The organism is Pseudomonas sp. 8_5_2 (genome assembly GCF_059295255.1).
The window spans coordinates 1070629-1087069 of sequence record NZ_CM181238.1 but is presented as its reverse complement, the minus strand read 5'-3'; the positions used below and the strand labels follow the sequence as shown (position 1 = coordinate 1087069).

The 16441-nt window shown below is 64.1% G+C and carries 14 protein-coding genes; 3 read left to right on the top strand and 11 right to left on the bottom strand.

From position 1 onward, the window contains the following. Positions 1-110: 110 nt before the first annotated feature. The gene (hexR, locus tag AC5O5R_RS04885; RefSeq protein WP_169774905.1) at positions 111-974 is read left to right on the top strand and encodes a DNA-binding transcriptional regulator HexR; all 864 of its coding nucleotides are present in this window, start codon (positions 111-113) and stop codon (positions 972-974) included. Here the strand turns inward: hexR and AC5O5R_RS04880 are convergent. From AC5O5R_RS04880 to edd, 11 genes are all read right to left on the bottom strand, one after another. Next, positions 967-1821, bottom strand: a complete 855-nt coding sequence (locus tag AC5O5R_RS04880) for a D-hexose-6-phosphate mutarotase (protein ID WP_494515018.1) — start codon at positions 1819-1821, stop codon at positions 967-969. The genes hexR and AC5O5R_RS04880 overlap by 8 nt on opposite strands. A 117-nt stretch (positions 1822-1938) precedes the next feature. Next, positions 1939-3282 carry a carbohydrate porin gene (locus AC5O5R_RS04875; protein ID WP_172224408.1) on the bottom strand — a complete coding sequence of 448 codons (1344 nt, stop codon included), beginning with the start codon at positions 3280-3282 and terminating at the stop codon, positions 1939-1941. Between the two features lie 41 nt (positions 3283-3323). After that, complete coding sequence (locus AC5O5R_RS04870) at positions 3324-4478, bottom strand: ABC transporter ATP-binding protein (RefSeq protein ID WP_172224405.1); 1155 nt, start codon at positions 4476-4478, stop codon at positions 3324-3326. A gap of 3 nt (positions 4479-4481) precedes the next feature. After that, entirely contained in the window at positions 4482-5327 is an 846-nt protein-coding gene (locus AC5O5R_RS04865) for a carbohydrate ABC transporter permease (RefSeq protein ID WP_172224402.1), read from the bottom strand. Further along, entirely contained in the window at positions 5320-6228 is a 909-nt protein-coding gene (locus AC5O5R_RS04860; RefSeq protein WP_172224399.1) for a carbohydrate ABC transporter permease, read from the bottom strand. The genes AC5O5R_RS04865 and AC5O5R_RS04860 overlap by 8 nt, the downstream gene beginning before the upstream one ends. A gap of 160 nt (positions 6229-6388) precedes the next feature. Beyond that, positions 6389-7675 carry an ABC transporter substrate-binding protein gene (locus AC5O5R_RS04855; RefSeq protein ID WP_494515017.1) on the bottom strand — a complete coding sequence of 429 codons (1287 nt, stop codon included), beginning with the start codon at positions 7673-7675 and terminating at the stop codon, positions 6389-6391. A 107-nt stretch (positions 7676-7782) separates the two neighbouring features. Next, positions 7783-9030, bottom strand: a complete 1248-nt coding sequence (locus AC5O5R_RS04850) for a D-mannose isomerase (protein ID WP_172286965.1) — start codon at positions 9028-9030, stop codon at positions 7783-7785. Between the two features lie 228 nt (positions 9031-9258). Continuing rightward, positions 9259-10713 (bottom strand): ATP-binding protein, encoded by a 1455-nt coding sequence (locus AC5O5R_RS04845; RefSeq protein ID WP_172224414.1) that lies wholly within the window; start codon positions 10711-10713, stop codon positions 9259-9261. Further along, the gene (gene gltR / locus AC5O5R_RS04840; RefSeq protein ID WP_172224390.1) at positions 10694-11419 is read right to left on the bottom strand and encodes a two-component system response regulator GltR; all 726 of its coding nucleotides are present in this window, start codon (positions 11417-11419) and stop codon (positions 10694-10696) included. The genes AC5O5R_RS04845 and gltR overlap by 20 nt, the downstream gene beginning before the upstream one ends. Positions 11420-11605: 186 nt before the next feature. Beyond that, the gene (locus tag AC5O5R_RS04835) at positions 11606-12565 is read right to left on the bottom strand and encodes a glucokinase (RefSeq protein WP_172224387.1); all 960 of its coding nucleotides are present in this window, start codon (positions 12563-12565) and stop codon (positions 11606-11608) included. Continuing rightward, positions 12562-14388, bottom strand: a complete 1827-nt coding sequence (gene edd, locus AC5O5R_RS04830) for a phosphogluconate dehydratase (RefSeq protein WP_494515016.1) — start codon at positions 14386-14388, stop codon at positions 12562-12564. The genes AC5O5R_RS04835 and edd overlap by 4 nt, the downstream gene beginning before the upstream one ends. A gap of 264 nt (positions 14389-14652) precedes the next feature. On the opposite strand from edd, the gene gap reads away from it, so the two are divergent. Together gap and AC5O5R_RS04820 are read left to right on the top strand one after the other, a co-directional pair. Then, positions 14653-15654 carry a type I glyceraldehyde-3-phosphate dehydrogenase gene (gene gap / locus AC5O5R_RS04825; protein WP_172224381.1) on the top strand — a complete coding sequence of 334 codons (1002 nt, stop codon included), beginning with the start codon at positions 14653-14655 and terminating at the stop codon, positions 15652-15654. A 197-nt stretch (positions 15655-15851) separates the two neighbouring features. Then, on the top strand, positions 15852-16364 hold the full coding sequence (locus AC5O5R_RS04820) for an RNA polymerase sigma factor (RefSeq protein WP_172224378.1): 513 nt from the start codon (positions 15852-15854) through the stop codon (positions 16362-16364). The last annotated feature ends 77 nt before the right edge of the window (positions 16365-16441 follow it).

The following is a 16441-nucleotide window of genomic DNA, read 5'->3' as shown; positions in this document are numbered from 1 at the left end:
AGACAAGTGGTACGTCAACCGTACCGACAGTACGATAGACGACCCTGCAAAAAGCCTGCTGCTCCCACAGCCGGCTGCCTTCCCGACCCAAGGACACACCCATGGACCGCGTGCGAAACCTCCTGGAACAGATCCAGGGACGCCTGGACGAGCTGAACAAGGCCGAACGCAAAGTCGCCGAAGTCATCCTGCTCAACCCGCAACAAGCTACCCGTTTCAGCATCGCTGCGCTGGCTCAGGCGGCCAAGGTCAGCGAACCGACCGTCAACCGCTTCTGCCGGTCGTTCGGCGTCAGCGGCTACCCGGAACTCAAGCTGCAGCTGGCACAGAGCCTGGCCAGCGGCGCCGCCTACGTCAGCCGCGCAGTAGAGGCCGACGACGACCCGGCAGCCTATACCCAGAAGATCTTCGCCAGTGCCATCGCCTCGCTCGACAGCGCCTGCCAGCAGCTCGACCCGCAGCAGGTCAGCCGTGCCGTGGACATGATGATCCAGGCCCGGCAGATCCACTTCTTCGGCCTCGGCGCCTCGGCACCGGTCGCCCTGGACGCGCAGCACAAGTTCTTCCGCTTCAACCTGGCGGTGTCGGCCCACGCCGACGTGCTGATGCAGCGCATGCTGGCCTCGGTGGCCCACACCGGTGACCTGTTCGTGATCATTTCCTACACCGGGCGCACCCGGGAACTGGTCGAAGTGGCCCGCCTGGCCCGCGAAAACGGCGCCTCGGTGCTGGGCCTGACCGCCGCCGGCTCGCCGCTGGCCAACGCTTGCAGCCTGAGCCTGCATATTCCGCTACCTGAAGACACCGACATCTACATGCCGATGACCTCGAGGATCATCCAGCTGACCGTGCTCGATGTGCTGGCCACCGGCATGACCTTGCGCCGCGGTGTGGATTTCCAGCCGCACCTGCGCAAGATCAAGGAAAGCCTCAACGCCAGCCGCTACCCGATCGAGGACGACGAACTCAACTGAGCCGGTGCGCCTGCAGCCGCAGGTGGGCGCGTTGCCCTGGGGCCAGGCTCAGGCCTTCGCCACTGCCGCTGGCGGCCTCGACGCAGATAAATCGCTGGGATTCGCGGCCGCTCACGCCCATCAACGGGCGGTTGCCGGGGTGCCACACCACCGTGTCATCGCTGTCGCCGGTATCGATGCACAGCTCGCGCTGCCAGGCCGGGTCCTGTAACTGCACGCGCGGCGTTCCCGGGTAGACCTTCTGGCAGCCACCCCTGGGCTTCAGCGCGCCATCTTCACGGCAGGCCTGGCGGTTCAGGCGGTCGTAGCCCTCGATATCCTCAAGCCCGGACAGCGCTATCTCGGACACGTCACTGATGCGCCAGTAGGCCAGCAGCGCATGGCTCAGCTGGCAAGGTTCACTGTCCTGGTGCTCGGTACTCAGGCTCAGTTCCATGCGGCTTCCCAGCCGCGCATGCAGGTCGACCTGCCAGTCGCACAGGTCCAGCCGCCACTTCAGGGTCACGCCCTCCTCGTCCTCGCGGCTGTCCACCAGCTTCCAGTCCAGCAGGCGTGCCCAGCCATGGGCTGGCCACAGGTCTTCGCTGGGGTGGCGGCCATACCAGGGCCAGCACACCGGTACGCCCCCGCGAATCGCCCCCACCTGCGGCCACTGCTCGGCGCACCACAGCCAAGGCCGTTCTCCGGTCGGTTGAAAGTGCAGCAGCTGCGCGCCCTGGCGGCTGAACACTGCCTGGCAACGGGGATGATCGATGATCAGCACATCGCGCTGCTGGTAACGCTCCCACTCGAATGTCGGCCTTGGCCGCTGCGAGGAAAAGAAGCGATGGAGCGGATGTTCGGGCATGGTTCAGAGCTCTTGTTGTTTGAGATAGCGCTGTCTCGGCCTATCCCCGACACCCACTGCAGGCCAGTGGGTGCCGGGAACCGAAAAGGGATTGGCGTAAATTTACAACAATTGCCCTCAGAATGACGACTGAATCTTCAAACCTGCGACCAGCGCGTTGTCCACTTCATCCACCCCGCCAGGGCTTTTGATGTACTGCAAGTTGGGCCGCACGGTCAGCCAGTTGGTGACATGGAAGCCGTAGTAGAGCTCGGCGTTGTACTCGGTACGCTGCAGCGGCACGAAGCCTGCGTTGTCGTAATCACTGATACCGCTCTGGGCGTTGAGCAGTTCGGCGCGCTTCTTCACGTCGTCATTTACATGAATACGCGCCACACCGAAGCCGATGTCATCCTTGGGGCGGGCGTCGAAGGCACCCTTGTAGACCAGTCCCACCTGCTGGTAGTTGTCGACCACGTTGGTGGCCTTGTCATGCACCGTGAAGTTGGCGAACAGGCTCAGGCCTCGGTTGATATCGCCGCCTTGGGCAGTCACCTGCTGCTGCGCGACCACCCACCAGCCATGCTTGCTGGAGTGCGACTTGAAGGCGCCACCGCTGAGCGCCTGCGGGTTGCCGTTGACGTCGTCGAACACATCGTCGGCATTCGCCGTGCTGTAGTAGTAGCCCAGGCGGTACTCGCCCGGCAGGCCATTGACCTTGGGCGACCACACGGCCTCTACCGGCAGGATGGCCCCCTTGGTACCGCTGCCGCTGAGCTTGAAGCCATTGCCGGTTTCCAGGTTGGAGGGGTTCTGCTCGAAGGCGCCGACCTGGACGAAGAATTCCGGTGTGATGTTGTACTTCACCCGCAGCGCCCACTGGCTGACCGGCCAGTTGTACCAGATGCCGCCTACCCAGTTGCCCACCTGCGAGCCGCAGAAGGCCAGGTTCTGGAAGTCGCAGGGGAAGCTGTTGAAGTCCTCGCCCTCGCCGAAGCGGCCGAATTTCACGTCCAGCGTGCCGTCGAAGTACTTCTGCTTGACCCACATCTGCGTCAGGCGCCAGGTCTGGCCGCGGCCCCACACCTCCTGCACCGAGCTGAACTGCCCGGCACGCGGATCACTGATGCGGTCGTTGGACAGGTTGCGCCCGCTGCGCTCGGTGATCGCCAGTTTGAACTCGGCATCGTGCCAGCCAAGAATCTTCTGCAGGTCCAGGTGCGCACCGAGGGCAAACTGGTCGCTGTAGCGTGCGGTCTTGTCGTCGTTGTAGCCCCCGTTCAGATTGCCGGCCACCTCGCCGACGTAATCGAGGGTGAAGTCATAGCCCTTGTCCAGCAACTCGGTGCGCGTGCCGCCCCAGTCGCCGGTCATCCATTTCGATTCGCTGGAAAATGCCTCGGCAGCCTGCGCGCCGCTGCTGCCGACCACGGCGAGCAATGCCAGCGAGCCCAATGTCCTGATGCGTTTGCGCTGTTCCATCCCTTTGCGTCCTCTTTTTTCTTATTGATGGTGTAGACGAGTCAACGGCCTTTGAAGTGAGCCACGTTGTCCTTGGCGGTTGCGCCAGTGCTGGCCAGGCGCAGGCGCTGGCCGCTGTCGGCATCGAACAGCAGCACCCGGGCCGGGTCCAGTTGCAGGTTCAGGCTGTCGCCGATCCGGCACTCCACGTCCGGTGCCAGGCGGCAGCACACCTTGGTCTGGTTGAGGGTGACGAATACCAGCAGGTCCGGCCCGGTGGGCTCGGTCACCTGCACCTCGGCGCGAATGCCCGGCAGGCCATTGCCCTCTGCTGCCCCCAGGGTAATCTGCTCCGGGCGGATACCAAGGATGATCTCGCGGCCGTCAAGGTCGTCAGCCGCCACGCCCAGAGGCAGCGCGCAGCGCGCCTGGCCGCTGTCGAGCAGCGCCAGCAGTCGGCCATCCTGCTGCGTCAGCCGCACCGGAATGAAATTCATCGGCGGCGAGCCGATGAAACTGGCCACGAACTGGTTGGCCGGGTCGTTGTAGATCTGCTGCGGGGTGCCGAACTGCTGGATGATGCCGTCCTTCATCACCGCCACCTTGTCGCCCAGGGTCATGGCCTCGATCTGGTCATGGGTGACGTACACGGTGGTGGTCTTCAGGCGCTGGTGCATCAGTTTCATTTCGGTGCGCATCTCGACCCGCAGCTTGGCGTCGAGGTTGGACAGCGGCTCGTCGAACAGGTAGATCTTCGGCCGCCGCGCCAGCGCCCGGCCCATGGCCACGCGCTGCTGCTGGCCACCGGACAGTTGCGCCGGCTTGCGCGCCAGCAGGTGCTCGATCTGCAGCAGCCTGGCCACGCGCGCCACTTCCTCGTCGATGGCGGCCTGCGGCAGCTTGCGGATCTTCAGGCCAAACTCGATGTTTTCGCGCACGCTCATGGTCGGGTACAGCGCGTAGGACTGGAACACCATGGCGATGTCGCGATCCTTGGGGCTCATGCCGCTGACGTCTTGCTGGTCGATCAGTATCGCGCCGCCGCTGATCTGCTCCAGCCCGGCGATGCAGTTCATCAAGGTGGATTTGCCACAGCCCGACGGGCCGACCAGGATCAGGAACTCGCCGTCCCTGATCGACAGCTGGATATCCTTCAGGGTGTCTGGCAAACCACTGCCGTAGGTCTTGTTCACATTGCGAAGTTCGAGCGTTGCCATGACTTACCCCTTTACCGCGCCGGCCGTCAGCCCGCGGACGAAATATTTGCCTGCCACCACGTAGACCAGCAGCGTTGGCAGGCCGGCAATCATCGCCGCCGCCATGTCGACGTTGTATTCCTTGGCCCCGGTGCTGGTATTGACCAGGTTGTTCAGGGCCACGGTGATCGGTTGCGATTCGCCGCTGGAGAACACCACCCCGAACAGGAAGTCGTTCCAGATCTGGGTGAACTGCCAGATCAGGCAGACCATGATGATCGGCGTCGACATCGGCAGGATGATGCGGCGGAAGATGGTGAAGAACCCGGCTCCGTCCAGGCGAGCAGCCTTGACCAGCGCCTCGGGGATGCTCACGTAGAAGTTGCGGAAGAACAGCGTGGTAAAGGCCAGGCCGTAGACCACGTGCACCAGCACCAGGCCACTGGTGGTGCTGGCCAGGCCGAGCTTGCCAAGGGTGAACGAGGCCGGCAGCAGCACGGTCTGGAACGGCAGGAAGCAGCCGAACAGCAGCAGGCCGAAGAACAGCTGCGAACCGCGAAAGCGCCACATCGACAGCACGTAGCCGTTCAGCGCGCCAATGGCGGTGGAGATCAGTACCGCAGGCACGGTGATCATGATCGAGTTCCAGAAGTAGCCGCTGACCGTGCCCCAGGCCTTGATCCAGCCGATGCCGGTGATCACCGAGGGCCAGCTGAGCAGGTTGCCGGTGCTGATGTCTTCCGGGGTCTTGAAGCTGGTCAGCAGCATCACTACCAGCGGCACCAGGTACAGCAGCACAGCAATCAGCAACACCACGTGGATGGCGATGCGGCTGGGGCTCAGTGGCGGTTTTTGGGCAGGGCTATGCATGGCGTTTGCTCCGCAGCTCCGAATACAGGTAAGGCACGAGGATCGCGAGGATCGCCCCGAGCATGAGCATGGCGCTGGCCGAACCCATGCCCATCTGGCCGCGGCTGAAGGTGAACGAATACATGAACATCGCCGGCAGGTCGGACGAGTACCCGGGGCCACCGGCAGTCATCGCCGCGACCAGGTCGAAGCTCTTGATGGCGATGTGCGAAAGGATCATCAGCGAGCTGAAGAACACCGGGCGCAGGCTGGGCAGCACCACTCGCCAGTAGATGCGCGGCAGGCTGGCGCCGTCGATTTGCGCAGCGCGGATGATCGACGGGTCGACGCCGCGCAGACCGGCCAGGAACATCGCCATGATGAAGCCCGAGGCCTGCCACACGGCGGCAATCACCAGGCAGTACACCACCCGGTCAGGGTCGATCAGCCAGTCCAGCCGAAAGCCTTCCCAGCCCCAGTCGCGCAGCAGCTTGTCCAGGCCCATGCCGGGGTTGAGCAGCCACTTCCATGCCGTGCCGGTGACGATCATCGACAGCGCCATGGGGTACAGGTATAGGGTGCGGATGAAGCCCTCGCGGCGGATGCGCTGGTCCAGCAATACCGCCAGCAACACGCCGATGACCAGGCTGATGGCGATGAACAGGCCACCGAAAACCAGCAGGTTCTTGCTCGCCACCCACCAGCGATCGTTGTCGAGCAGCCGCGCGTATTGCGCCAGGCCCGCCCACTTGTAGGTGGGCAGGAAGGTCGAGGTGGTGAAGGACAGCACGAAGGTCCAGAGGATGTAGCCGTAGAAGCCCACCAGGACGATGATCATGCTTGGCGCCAGCACCAGTTTGGGCAGCCAGCGCTGTAGCGCGTCCAGGGGTGAGGCCCGCAGTTGAGCGGTTGTAGTGGTCATGATGTGGTACCCGAAGCCCAGACAGTGCGTGGCTCTGCCTTTTGTGTTGTCGGTACTGGCCCTATCGCCGGCAAGCCAGCTCCCACAGGTAACCCACAGTTTTCAAAGGCAGTGAATACCCTGTGGGAGCTGGCTTGCCGGCGATAGGGCCATCAGCGCTTTACTGGGCGGACTTGATGGCAGCCGCCAGCTTCTTCGCCGCATCGGCCGGGTCGGCCTTGGGGTCGTTGATGTAGTTGGTCACCACATCGAAGAACGCCCCTTGCACGGCCAGCGTGGTGGCCATGTTGTGCGCCATGCTCGGCTGCAGGCCGCCATTTTTTGTGTCGGCAAGGAAGTCCTTGGCGGAGGTCTGCGCGCAGGCATCAAAACCATACCTGCCCATGTCGGCCAGCATGTCGTTGCGCACCGGGATCGAGCCCTTGTTGCTGCTGAAGACCTTCTGGAAGTCCTCGCCCAGCACCTTGCGGGCAATGTCCTGCTGGCCGGCAGCGGTGCCGGCGTCGTTCTGCTTGAACACCACCAGCGAGTCGATGTTGTACAGGAAGGCCTTTTCGGTGCCGGGGAACGGCACGCACTGGTAGTCCGTACCGGCGGTTTTCTTCGCCAGGGTCCATTCGCTCTTGGCCCAGTCGCCCATGATCTGCATGCCGGCCTTGCCGTTGATGACCTTGGCGGCTTCCAGGTTCCAGTCCTGGCCTTTGCCATCCGGGTCCATGTAGGTGGCGACTTTTTTCAGCTCGGTCAGCGCCTTGACCATCTGCGGGCCGGTGAGGGTTGCGCTGTCGAGGTCGACCATGGCCTTCTTGTAGCCATCTGCACCCATCACCGACAGCACCACGCTTTCGAACACCGTGCTGTCCTGCCACGGCTGCCCACCATGGGCGAGCGGGATGAAACCGGCCGCCTTGAGCTTGTCGGCAACCGCATAGAATTCGTCGAGGGTGGTCGGCGGCTTGTCGATACCGGCTTTCTTGAACACTTCAGGGTTGATCCACAGCCAGTTGATGCGATGGATGTTGACCGGCACGGCGACATAGTCACCGTCGTACTTGACGGTATCGGCGACTTTCTTGTCGAGCAGCGAATCCCAGTTTTCGGCCTTGGCCACCCCCTTGAGCACATCCGCGTCGAGCAGCCCGGTGGCCGCCCAGTCCTGGATGTCCGGGCCTTTGATTTGCGCGACACCCGGCGGGTTGCCGGCCACGGCGCGGCTCTTGAGTACGGTCATGGCAGTGGCACCACCGCCGCCAGCGACGGCACCGTCCTTCCAGGTGAAGCCATCTTTTTCGACTTGGGCCTTGAGCACATCGACGGCTGCTTTTTCGCCACCCGAGGTCCACCAGTGCACGACCTCGACGCTGCCTTTGGCGTCGGCAGCCTGGGCACTGAAGGGCAGTATCGAGGCCAAGGAAATTGCGGCAGCGAGACGGAGTGTGGAATTCATCGAAGCACCTTTCTTGTTGTTATGCCGTGCAAGTCGAGCGCTTGCGTTGCATGGAGTCTAAACAGCCCGCCCGCCTCGTCAGGTAACGAAGCGATGCTTGAATGTCATCATCTGGTTACATTGCCGGCCAGGGCGCTGGCCAGGCTCGGCGCCAGCGGCAAGCCGGGCAACAGCAGTGCCTGGCAGGCGTGATAAAGGTCGGGTTTGCCCGGCCAGATGCTCCCGGCCGGCTGGTTCAGCGCATCGAGCTCGTGGTGCCAACTGCCCGCGGTGTGGTCGATGAAATGGTTGGCGATGAAGTCCCAGCAGCGCCGGTACCACTGCTCGTAATGCGCCTCGCCGGTCCTTTGCAACAACGCGGCGGCGGCGGCGCAGGCCTCGGCGTGCACCCAGTGCAAACGCGCGTGCACCACCGGGCGATCGGCCCAGTCCAGGGTGTAGACAAAGCCCGGGGCGCCATCGGCATGCCACGCCTGCCCACAAGCGCCGTCGAACAGCGCGCGGGCGCTGCCAAGCAGCCAGTCCGGTGCGTGCAGGCCGGCCTGCGCAAGGCTGGCCTCCAGGTGCAACAGCAGCCGCGCCCATTCCAGCGCGTGCCCGGGCGTGGTGCCATAAGGGCGGAAGTGGTCGGCCGGGTGTTCCTGGTTGTAGTGCGGCAGCGGTTGCCATAACGCGTCGAAATGCTCGATCACCCGGTGGCCGTTGGCGGCGGCATGGGTATGGATGATGCGTTCGGCGATGCGCAGGGCGCGTTGCAGCCACAGCGTGTTGCGGGTGACGTCTGCAAGCGCCAGGAAGGCCTCGGTCGCGTGCATGTTGCTGTTGGCGCCCCGATACGGTTCAGGCAACTGCCACGCACGGGACAAGGTTTCGCGCAGGGCGCCTTCCCCTTCGCACCAGAAATGCGACTCCAGCACTTGGGCCGCGTCTGCCAGCAAAGCGGGCGCATCGTCGACACCCGCTACTACCGCCGAACTGGCGGCCAGGGCGACAAAGGCATGCAGGTAGGCCGCCTTGCCGCTGTCATCATGGCCGCCGGGGTGGGCGAACCAGCCGCCGTAGCGGGCATCTTGCATGGCCCCGCGCAGGGCGGTCACGCCGTGCTCGGCATAGGCCAGGTAGCCAGGCACACCCTGCAGATGGGCCAGGGCGAAGCAGTGGGTCATGCGGGCGGTGTTCATGGTTTGGGCGCGGGCGCCGGGGGCGAGCTGCCCTTTGGCATCGAGGTTACCGAAGCCGTCCGGCAGTTTCGCGGCCTTGGCAAAGGCCAGCAGGCGATGTGCTTCAGCCTGGCGCCAGTTGGAATGGGCCGGGGCGTTGAGCCAGCTGGTTGCTGGCAGGTCGAGGGGGGTCATGGGCCAGCTTGCTCCTTGCCAGTCGTTTGCGAATTCTAGCCAGCGGGATTTGGGCGGATGTCACGAAGGACGGCAGGTTTGTCACTCGACAGTGACAATTGAGTGACCTGCAACGGCCCTATCGCCGGCAAGCCAGCTCCCACAGCTACAGTGCAAACCTTGAACCCCGTGCGGTCATTGTGGGAGCTGGCGTGCCGGCGATAGGGCCAGAACTGCCAGCGCATAAAGTCAGTCCATACCCCGCGGTAGATACAAGGTCACCCGTAACCCGCCCTCGCGCAGGTTCAGCAAACTCACTTCCCCGCCATGGCTATGGGCAATGTTGCGCGCAATTCCCAACCCCAGCCCATACCCCTGCTGCTGCCCGGCCAGGCGAAAATGCGGCTCGAACACCTGCTCCAGCTGCTGCTGCGGCACCCCGGGGCCCTGGTCGTCCACCTGCAGCACAAACCCCTCGGCACTGTCGATGATGCGCAACCGTGCCCGCTCGCCGTACTTGATGGCATTGTCGATCAGGTTGCCAATGCAGCGCCGCAGCGCCAGCGGCTTGCCCGCATACGGCGCCAACGCCCGCCCCAGCAACGTGATGCGGCCATCGCCCAGGTACGGCTCGGCCAGAATCTCCAGCACCTGGTTGAGGTCGACAGGCTCGATGTTCTCGTGGATGTCAGTGTCCTTCACGCACTGCAACGCGCCTTTGACCAGCAGCTCCAGTTCGTCCAGGTCCTGGCTGAACTTGGCCTGCAGGCGCTCGTCTTCGAGCAGTTCGACACGCAACCGCAGGCGGGTGATCGGCGTACGCAGGTCGTGGGAAATGGCGCTGAACAGCTGGCTGCGCTCGGTCAGGTAGCGGCTGATACGCTCGCGCATGCTGTTGAACGCCCGACTCACTTCGACCACTTCACTGCCGCCACCTTCGGCCACCGGCGCCACATCGGCGCCCAGCGACATCTCGCGCGCGGCCCGCGCCAGCCGTTTCAGCGGCCAGCTCTGCCAGTGCACCAGCAGGCCGATGAACAACAGCAGCAAGGCGGTGGTCAGCACGATGAAGCCGATCTGCTGGCGTGGCAGGCGTTCGGCCTCAAGGCTGGTGTAGGGCTCGGGCAGCAGCGAGGCGATGTACAGCCACTCGCCCTCAGCCAGGCGGATCTGCGTTACCAGCACCGGCGGGTTGAGCGGCTCCAGGGTCAGCGAATAATGCGCCCAGGAGCGTGGCAGTTCGTCGAGCTTCAAGCCACTGTTGAAGATGCGCAGGTCATCCGGGGCGACGAACTCGACGGAAATGTCCATTTGCGCGCCCAGGCGCTCATGCAGCACTTGCTGGAACACCTCGATCACCGCCTGCTTGCGCGGCGTGACGGGCAGTACCGGCATGTCCAGCGGCTTGGCATTGAGCGACACGAAAAAGCGCGTGCCCCCCATGCTGCGCAGCTGGTCTAGCACCAGTGGCCGGTAGGCCACCGGCAGCGAGCGGAAGTAGCTGACACTGGCGCTCATCGAATGGGCCAGGCTGCTGGCGCTGGCGCGCAGGCCCTGAACCTGGCTGGCGCGCAGCTGGGCGACCCAGATGATGCTCGACAAACCCTGGGCCAGCACCACCACCAGCAGGGTCAGCAACAGCATGCGCGCCAGCAGCGAACGAGGCAGCAGGCGCCAGCGCCGCTCAGGATGCACTGCAGACATGCGCAGCCAGCAGGTAGCCACTGCCACGCACCGTGCGGATCAGCCGTGGGGGTTTGTCGGTGTCGCGCAGGCGCTGGCGCAGGCGGCTGACCGCCATGTCGACGATGCGGTCCAGCGGCATCGGCTCGCGGCCACGGGTGGCGTTGCCGATGGTGTCACGATCGAGGATCTGCTGTGGGCGGTCGAGAAAAAGCTTGAGCAGGGCGAAGTCGGCGCCCGAGAGGATCACCTCTTCACCGTCACGGTGGAACAGGCGATGGCTGACCGTGTCCAGGCGCCAGTCGTCGAAGGCCAGCACGGCACTGACCGGTGCTGCCTGGCCGAATTCGGCACGGCGCAGCAGGGCCTTGATCCGCGCTTGCAATTCGCGGGGGCTGAAGGGCTTGCCCAGGTAGTCGTCTGCGCCCAGTTCCAGGCCAATGACCCGGTCGGCTTCGTCGGAGCTGGCGGTGAGCATGATGATCGGCACCCGTGCCAGACGGGGATGCTGGCGCACCCAGCGGCACAGGCTGAAGCCGTCTTCGTCGGGCAGCATCACGTCGAGGATGACCAGGTCGCAAGGGGTGGATTCGAGGGCCTGGCGAAAGCCCCTGCCGTCCGCTTCGGCATGCACCTGGAAGCCGGAACGGCTCAGGTAGGTTTGCAGCAGTTCGCGGATTTCCTGGTCGTCGTCGACCATCAGGATCGATTTGCCGGCAGTGCTCAAGGTGGTCCTTCCTCTTGTTGATTGCAGGTCTTTTGCCTGCTGTACGGTGTTGCCTTCCGGGGCTGAGTTGCAGCCCATCGCCGGCAAGCCGGGCTCCCACAGTTAGTGTACAAATCCAGTCTTGTCGCGATCGGTGTGGGAGCTGGCTTGCCGGCGATCGGGCCGCGCTGCGGCCCCCTTCAACTGTCAGTGATCCAGCGCCTGCTGCAAGGCCACCCCGGCCCCCAGCAACCCGGAAAACTCCGCCGTCACCAACCACACCGGCACGCCGGCAAAATAACCACTCATGCAACCCTTGTCGGCAAAACTTGTGGCAAACCCACTGCGCAGGAACAGCTCGGCAAAGCGCGGGATCACCCCGCCGACAATATAGACCCCGCCCCGCGCGCCCAAGGTCAGCACATTGTTACCGGCCACTCGCCCCAGGAAGCGGCAGAACTGCTCGACCACCGCCAGCGCCCGCGGCTCGCCGCCCAGCGCGGCATCGGTGATGTGCGCCGGGGTCTTGTGTCGCGGTATGTCTCCGTCCAGCGCGCAGATCGCCTGGTACAAACGCACAAGACCTCCCCCGCTGAGCACCGTCTCGGCACTGACGTGGCCGATCTGGCCATGGATCTGCTGGTGGATCGCCGCTTCGCGGGCATTGCCCACCGGCAAGTCGACATGCCCGCCTTCGCCGGGCAGGGCCTGCCAGTGCTTTTCGCCCAGGCGCAGCAGCGAGCCCACGCCCAGGCCGGTACCAGGCCCGATGACCAGTGCCGGGCGCGACGGGTCAGCCGTGCCGGGGCACACTTCGCGAAACTCCCCCTCGCGCAGGCGGGTCATGCCCAACGCCATGGCGGTGAAGTCGTTGACCAGCAACAACTGCCCGACCTGCAAGGTCCTGCAGAACGCCGTACGGCTGAGCCGCCAATGGTTGTTGGTAAAGCGGAATTCATCGCCATCGACCGGCCCGGCCACTGCCAGGCAGGCCGCGGCCACGCCACCGCGAGCAATGCCCTGCCCCTGCAGATAGGCTTCGATGGCCTGTTCAGGGCTGGTGTAATCCTCGGTGGCGAAGACTTTCACTTCATGCAGCTGGTTGTCACGCCACAACGCAAAACGGGCATTGGTGCCGCCGATGTCGCCAACCAGCAAGTCCTTCATTTGAGGTTCTCCAGGGCCGAAGTGAATGCACTGGCGCCCTGCTCTGCGGGGCTGAACGCCATGCGCATGAAGCCGAACAGCTCGCGCCCGCAACCCAGGTCGTTGCCCTGGGGCGCCGGCGGCAGGTCACGGCTGGCCAGTTCTTCGGCCGACACCATCACCCGCAGCGTGCCTTCGACACCATCGACCCGCACCATATCACCCTCACGCACGCGCGCCAGCGGGCCGCCATCATAAGCTTCGGGGCACACGTGGATAGCCGCAGGGATCTTGCCCGAGGCACCCGACATGCGCCCGTCGGTGACCAGCGCCACCTTGTAGCCACGGTCCTGCAGCACCCCCAGGAAGGGCGTGAGCTTGTGCAGTTCGGGCATGCCATTGCAGCGCGGGCCCTGGAAACGCACCACCGCAACAAAGTCACACTCCAGCTCGCCGGCCTTGAACGCATCGGCCAGCGACTGCTGGTCGTGGAACACCCGCGCCGGGGCTTCCACCACGCGGTGCTCGGGGGCAACGGCAGACACCTTCATCACCCCACGGCCGAGGTTGCCTTCCATGACGCGCAGGCCACCTTCGGCCGAAAACGGCCGCGCCACCGGGCGCAGGATGGTCTCGTCCAGGCTGTGCTGCGGCCCTTCGCGCCACACCAGCTTGCCGTTGTCGAGAAACGGTTCCTGGGTGTAACGGCGCAGGCCGGGGCCGGCGACGGTGTTGACGTCTTCATGCAGCAGCCCGGCGTCGAGCAGCTCGCGAATCAGGAAGGCCATGCCGCCAGCCGCCTGGAAGTGGTTGATGTCAGCCTTGCCGTTGGGATAGACGTGGGACAGGGTCGGCACCACCTCGGACAGGTGGGCCATGTCCTGCCAGGTCAGCTGGATACCCGCCGCCTGGGCAATCGCCGGGATGTGCAGGGTGTGGTTGGTCGAGCCGCCGGTGGCATGCAGGGCGACGATCGAGTTGACCAGCGCCTTCTCGTCGACGACTTCGCCCAGCGGCATGAAGCTGCCGCTGGCCTTGGTCATGCGCGTCACCTGCCGTGCGGCCTCGGCGGTGAGCGCGTCGCGCAGCGGGGTGTACGGGTTGACGAACGAGGCGCCGGGCAGGTGCAGGCCCATGACTTCCATCACCAGCTGGTTGGTGTTGGCGGTGCCGTAGAACGTGCAGGTGCCCGGGCTGTGGTAGGAGTTCATCTCCGACTCCAGCAGCTCTTCGCGGCTGGCCTTGCCCTCGGCATAGCGCTGGCGTACATCGGCTTTCTGCTTGTTGGAAATGCCCGACACCATCGGCCCGCCCGGGACGAAAATAGTCGGCAGGTGGCCAAAGCGCAGGGCGCCCATCATCAGGCCGGGGACAATCTTGTCGCAGATGCCCAGCATCAGCGCGCCATCGAACATGTTGTGCGACAGGGCCACGGCGGTGGACATGGCGATCACCTCGCGGCTGGCGATGGCCAGTTCCATGCCTGGCTCGCCCTGGGTCACTCCGTCGCACATGGCCGGCACGCCACCGGCGAACTGGCCCACCGAACCCACCTCGCGCAGGGCCTGCTTGATCTGCTCGGGGAAGTGCAAATACGGCTGGTGCGCCGAGAGCATGTCGTTATACGCCGAAACGATAGCCACGTTGGCCGCGTTCATCAGCCGCAGGGTCTGCTTGTCGTCGCTGCCGCAACCGGCCACGCCATGGGCGAAGTTGGCGCACTGCAGGCTGGCGCGCATGGGGCCGTCACTGGCCGCCCCGCGAATCAGCTGCAGGTAGCGTTCGCGGGTGGCACGGCTGCGTTCGATCAGCCGCTGGGTGACCTCAAGGATGCGCGGGTGCATGTACTGGACTCCAGGCTAATTGTAAGGGCGGTTTACCGGGCATTTCCCCTCCAAACGATTGCGGCCTAGGCTCAAGGTAAAGGGCCTGGTGCAACGCTGGGGGCACATCGCCCAACCACTCGTTGTATGTTTAAACAAAATACTGCCACTAAAAAGGCTTGTTTTCTATCTGATAGTGAATAATCTTGTAATTCCAACAACAAAACCGTTTCAGTGAAGCTCCTTTGTGCCACAGGTTTCACTCGGACTGCCAGAGGTACTGCCATGACCCTACGCATCGCCATCAACGGATTCGGCCGCATCGGGCGCAACGTCCTGCGCGCACTGTATACCCAAGGCTACCGCCAGGACCTGCAGGTCGTCGCCATCAACGACCTGGGCGACAGCGCCATGAATGCCCACCTGCTGAAATACGACAGCGTGCATGGCACCTTCGATGCCATTGTCGAGGCGGACCATGAGAGCCTGACGGTGAATGGCGACCGCATTGCGGTCAGCGCCATCCGCAACCCGGCCGAGCTACCCTGGAAGGCCGAGGCCATCGATGTGGTGTTCGAGTGCACCGGTCTGTTCACCGACCGCACCAAGGCCGCCGCACACCTGGCCGCCGGGGCTGGCAAGGTGATTGTGTCGGCGCCAGCCAAAGGCGCCGATGCCACTGTGGTATACGGAGTCAACCACGACATCCTGCGGTCTTCGCACCAGGTCATTTCCAATGCCTCCTGCACCACCAACTGCCTGGCGCCGATTGCCCAGGTGCTGGACCGCGAGTTCGGCATCGAACAGGGCCTGATGACCACCATCCATGCCTACACCAACGACCAGGTGCTGACCGACGTGTACCACAGCGACCCGTACCGCGCGCGCTCGGCGACCCAGTCGATGATCCCGAGCAAGACCGGCGCCGCCGAGGCTGTGGGCCTGGTGCTGCCGGAACTGGCGGGCAAGCTCACCGGCATGTCGGTGCGGGTGCCGGTGATCAACGTGTCGCTGGTGGACCTCACCGTGAACCTCAAGCGTGAAGCCACGGCCGAGCAGGTGAATCAGCTGTTTCTCGAAGCCAGCAAGCATTCCAGAGTGTTGGGCTACAACGCCCTGCCGTTGGTTTCATGCGATTTCAACCATAACCCGCTGTCGTCGATCTTCGATGCCAACCACACCAAGGCCAACGGGCGCATGCTCAAGGTGATGGCCTGGTATGACAATGAGTGGGGGTTCAGCAACCGCATGCTGGATAACTGTCTGGCGCTGTGCCGGGCGCGGTGAGTTCGGCTTGCCATTATCTGCGCCTGTGAGACCGAGCGCCGCCCGCGCGGCGCTCGATCTTACAGCCGATGTGAATTCCCCGGCAGGCACCTTCAAGCCCTTACTCACAATCTTTACCTTTTCCTAACACTTCCACACTTGACCTTCCGCAAAGATGATAAGCATTATCATTAACCTTTCGTCGGCCAGGTCCACCCGTGAGTCAGTCCCGGTTCAATTCCGTTTTCCTCATCCAGCGCCTGACCCTGCTGCGTACCCTCCAGCGCATGGTAGGTAATCCCAGCACGGCCGAGGACCTGCTGCAGGAAACCTACCTGCGGGTATCCCGCGCGTTGGGCGAACGGCCCATCGAGCACATCGAACCGTTCGTGTTCCAGACCGCACGCAACCTGGCGCTTGACCACCTGCGCGCACGCCGGGTGCAGGCACGCATGCTGGTCGACGACGTGCCCGACGAAGTGCTGCACAGTGTCGCCGCCCCCGCCACCAGCAGCGAAGATGCGGCCCATGCCGAGCAGTTGCTCAAGCACCTGAGCGTCAGTCTCAACCAGCTGAGCGAACGCCAGCAGCGCATATTCATCCTCAGCCGCCTGCATGGCGCCACCTACCTGGAAATTGCCGAACAGCTGAATGTTTCGTCCAGCACGGTACAAAAGGAATTGAAACTGATCATGGCCATCTGCATGGGCGTCGCCGAGCGCTTGAAGTGAGCCGACCGCTGGCCAGTGCAGCAGCGCAAAGCCCTTGCCACACACCGCCTTAGCCTTGATCATTCGAAAAAAAACCA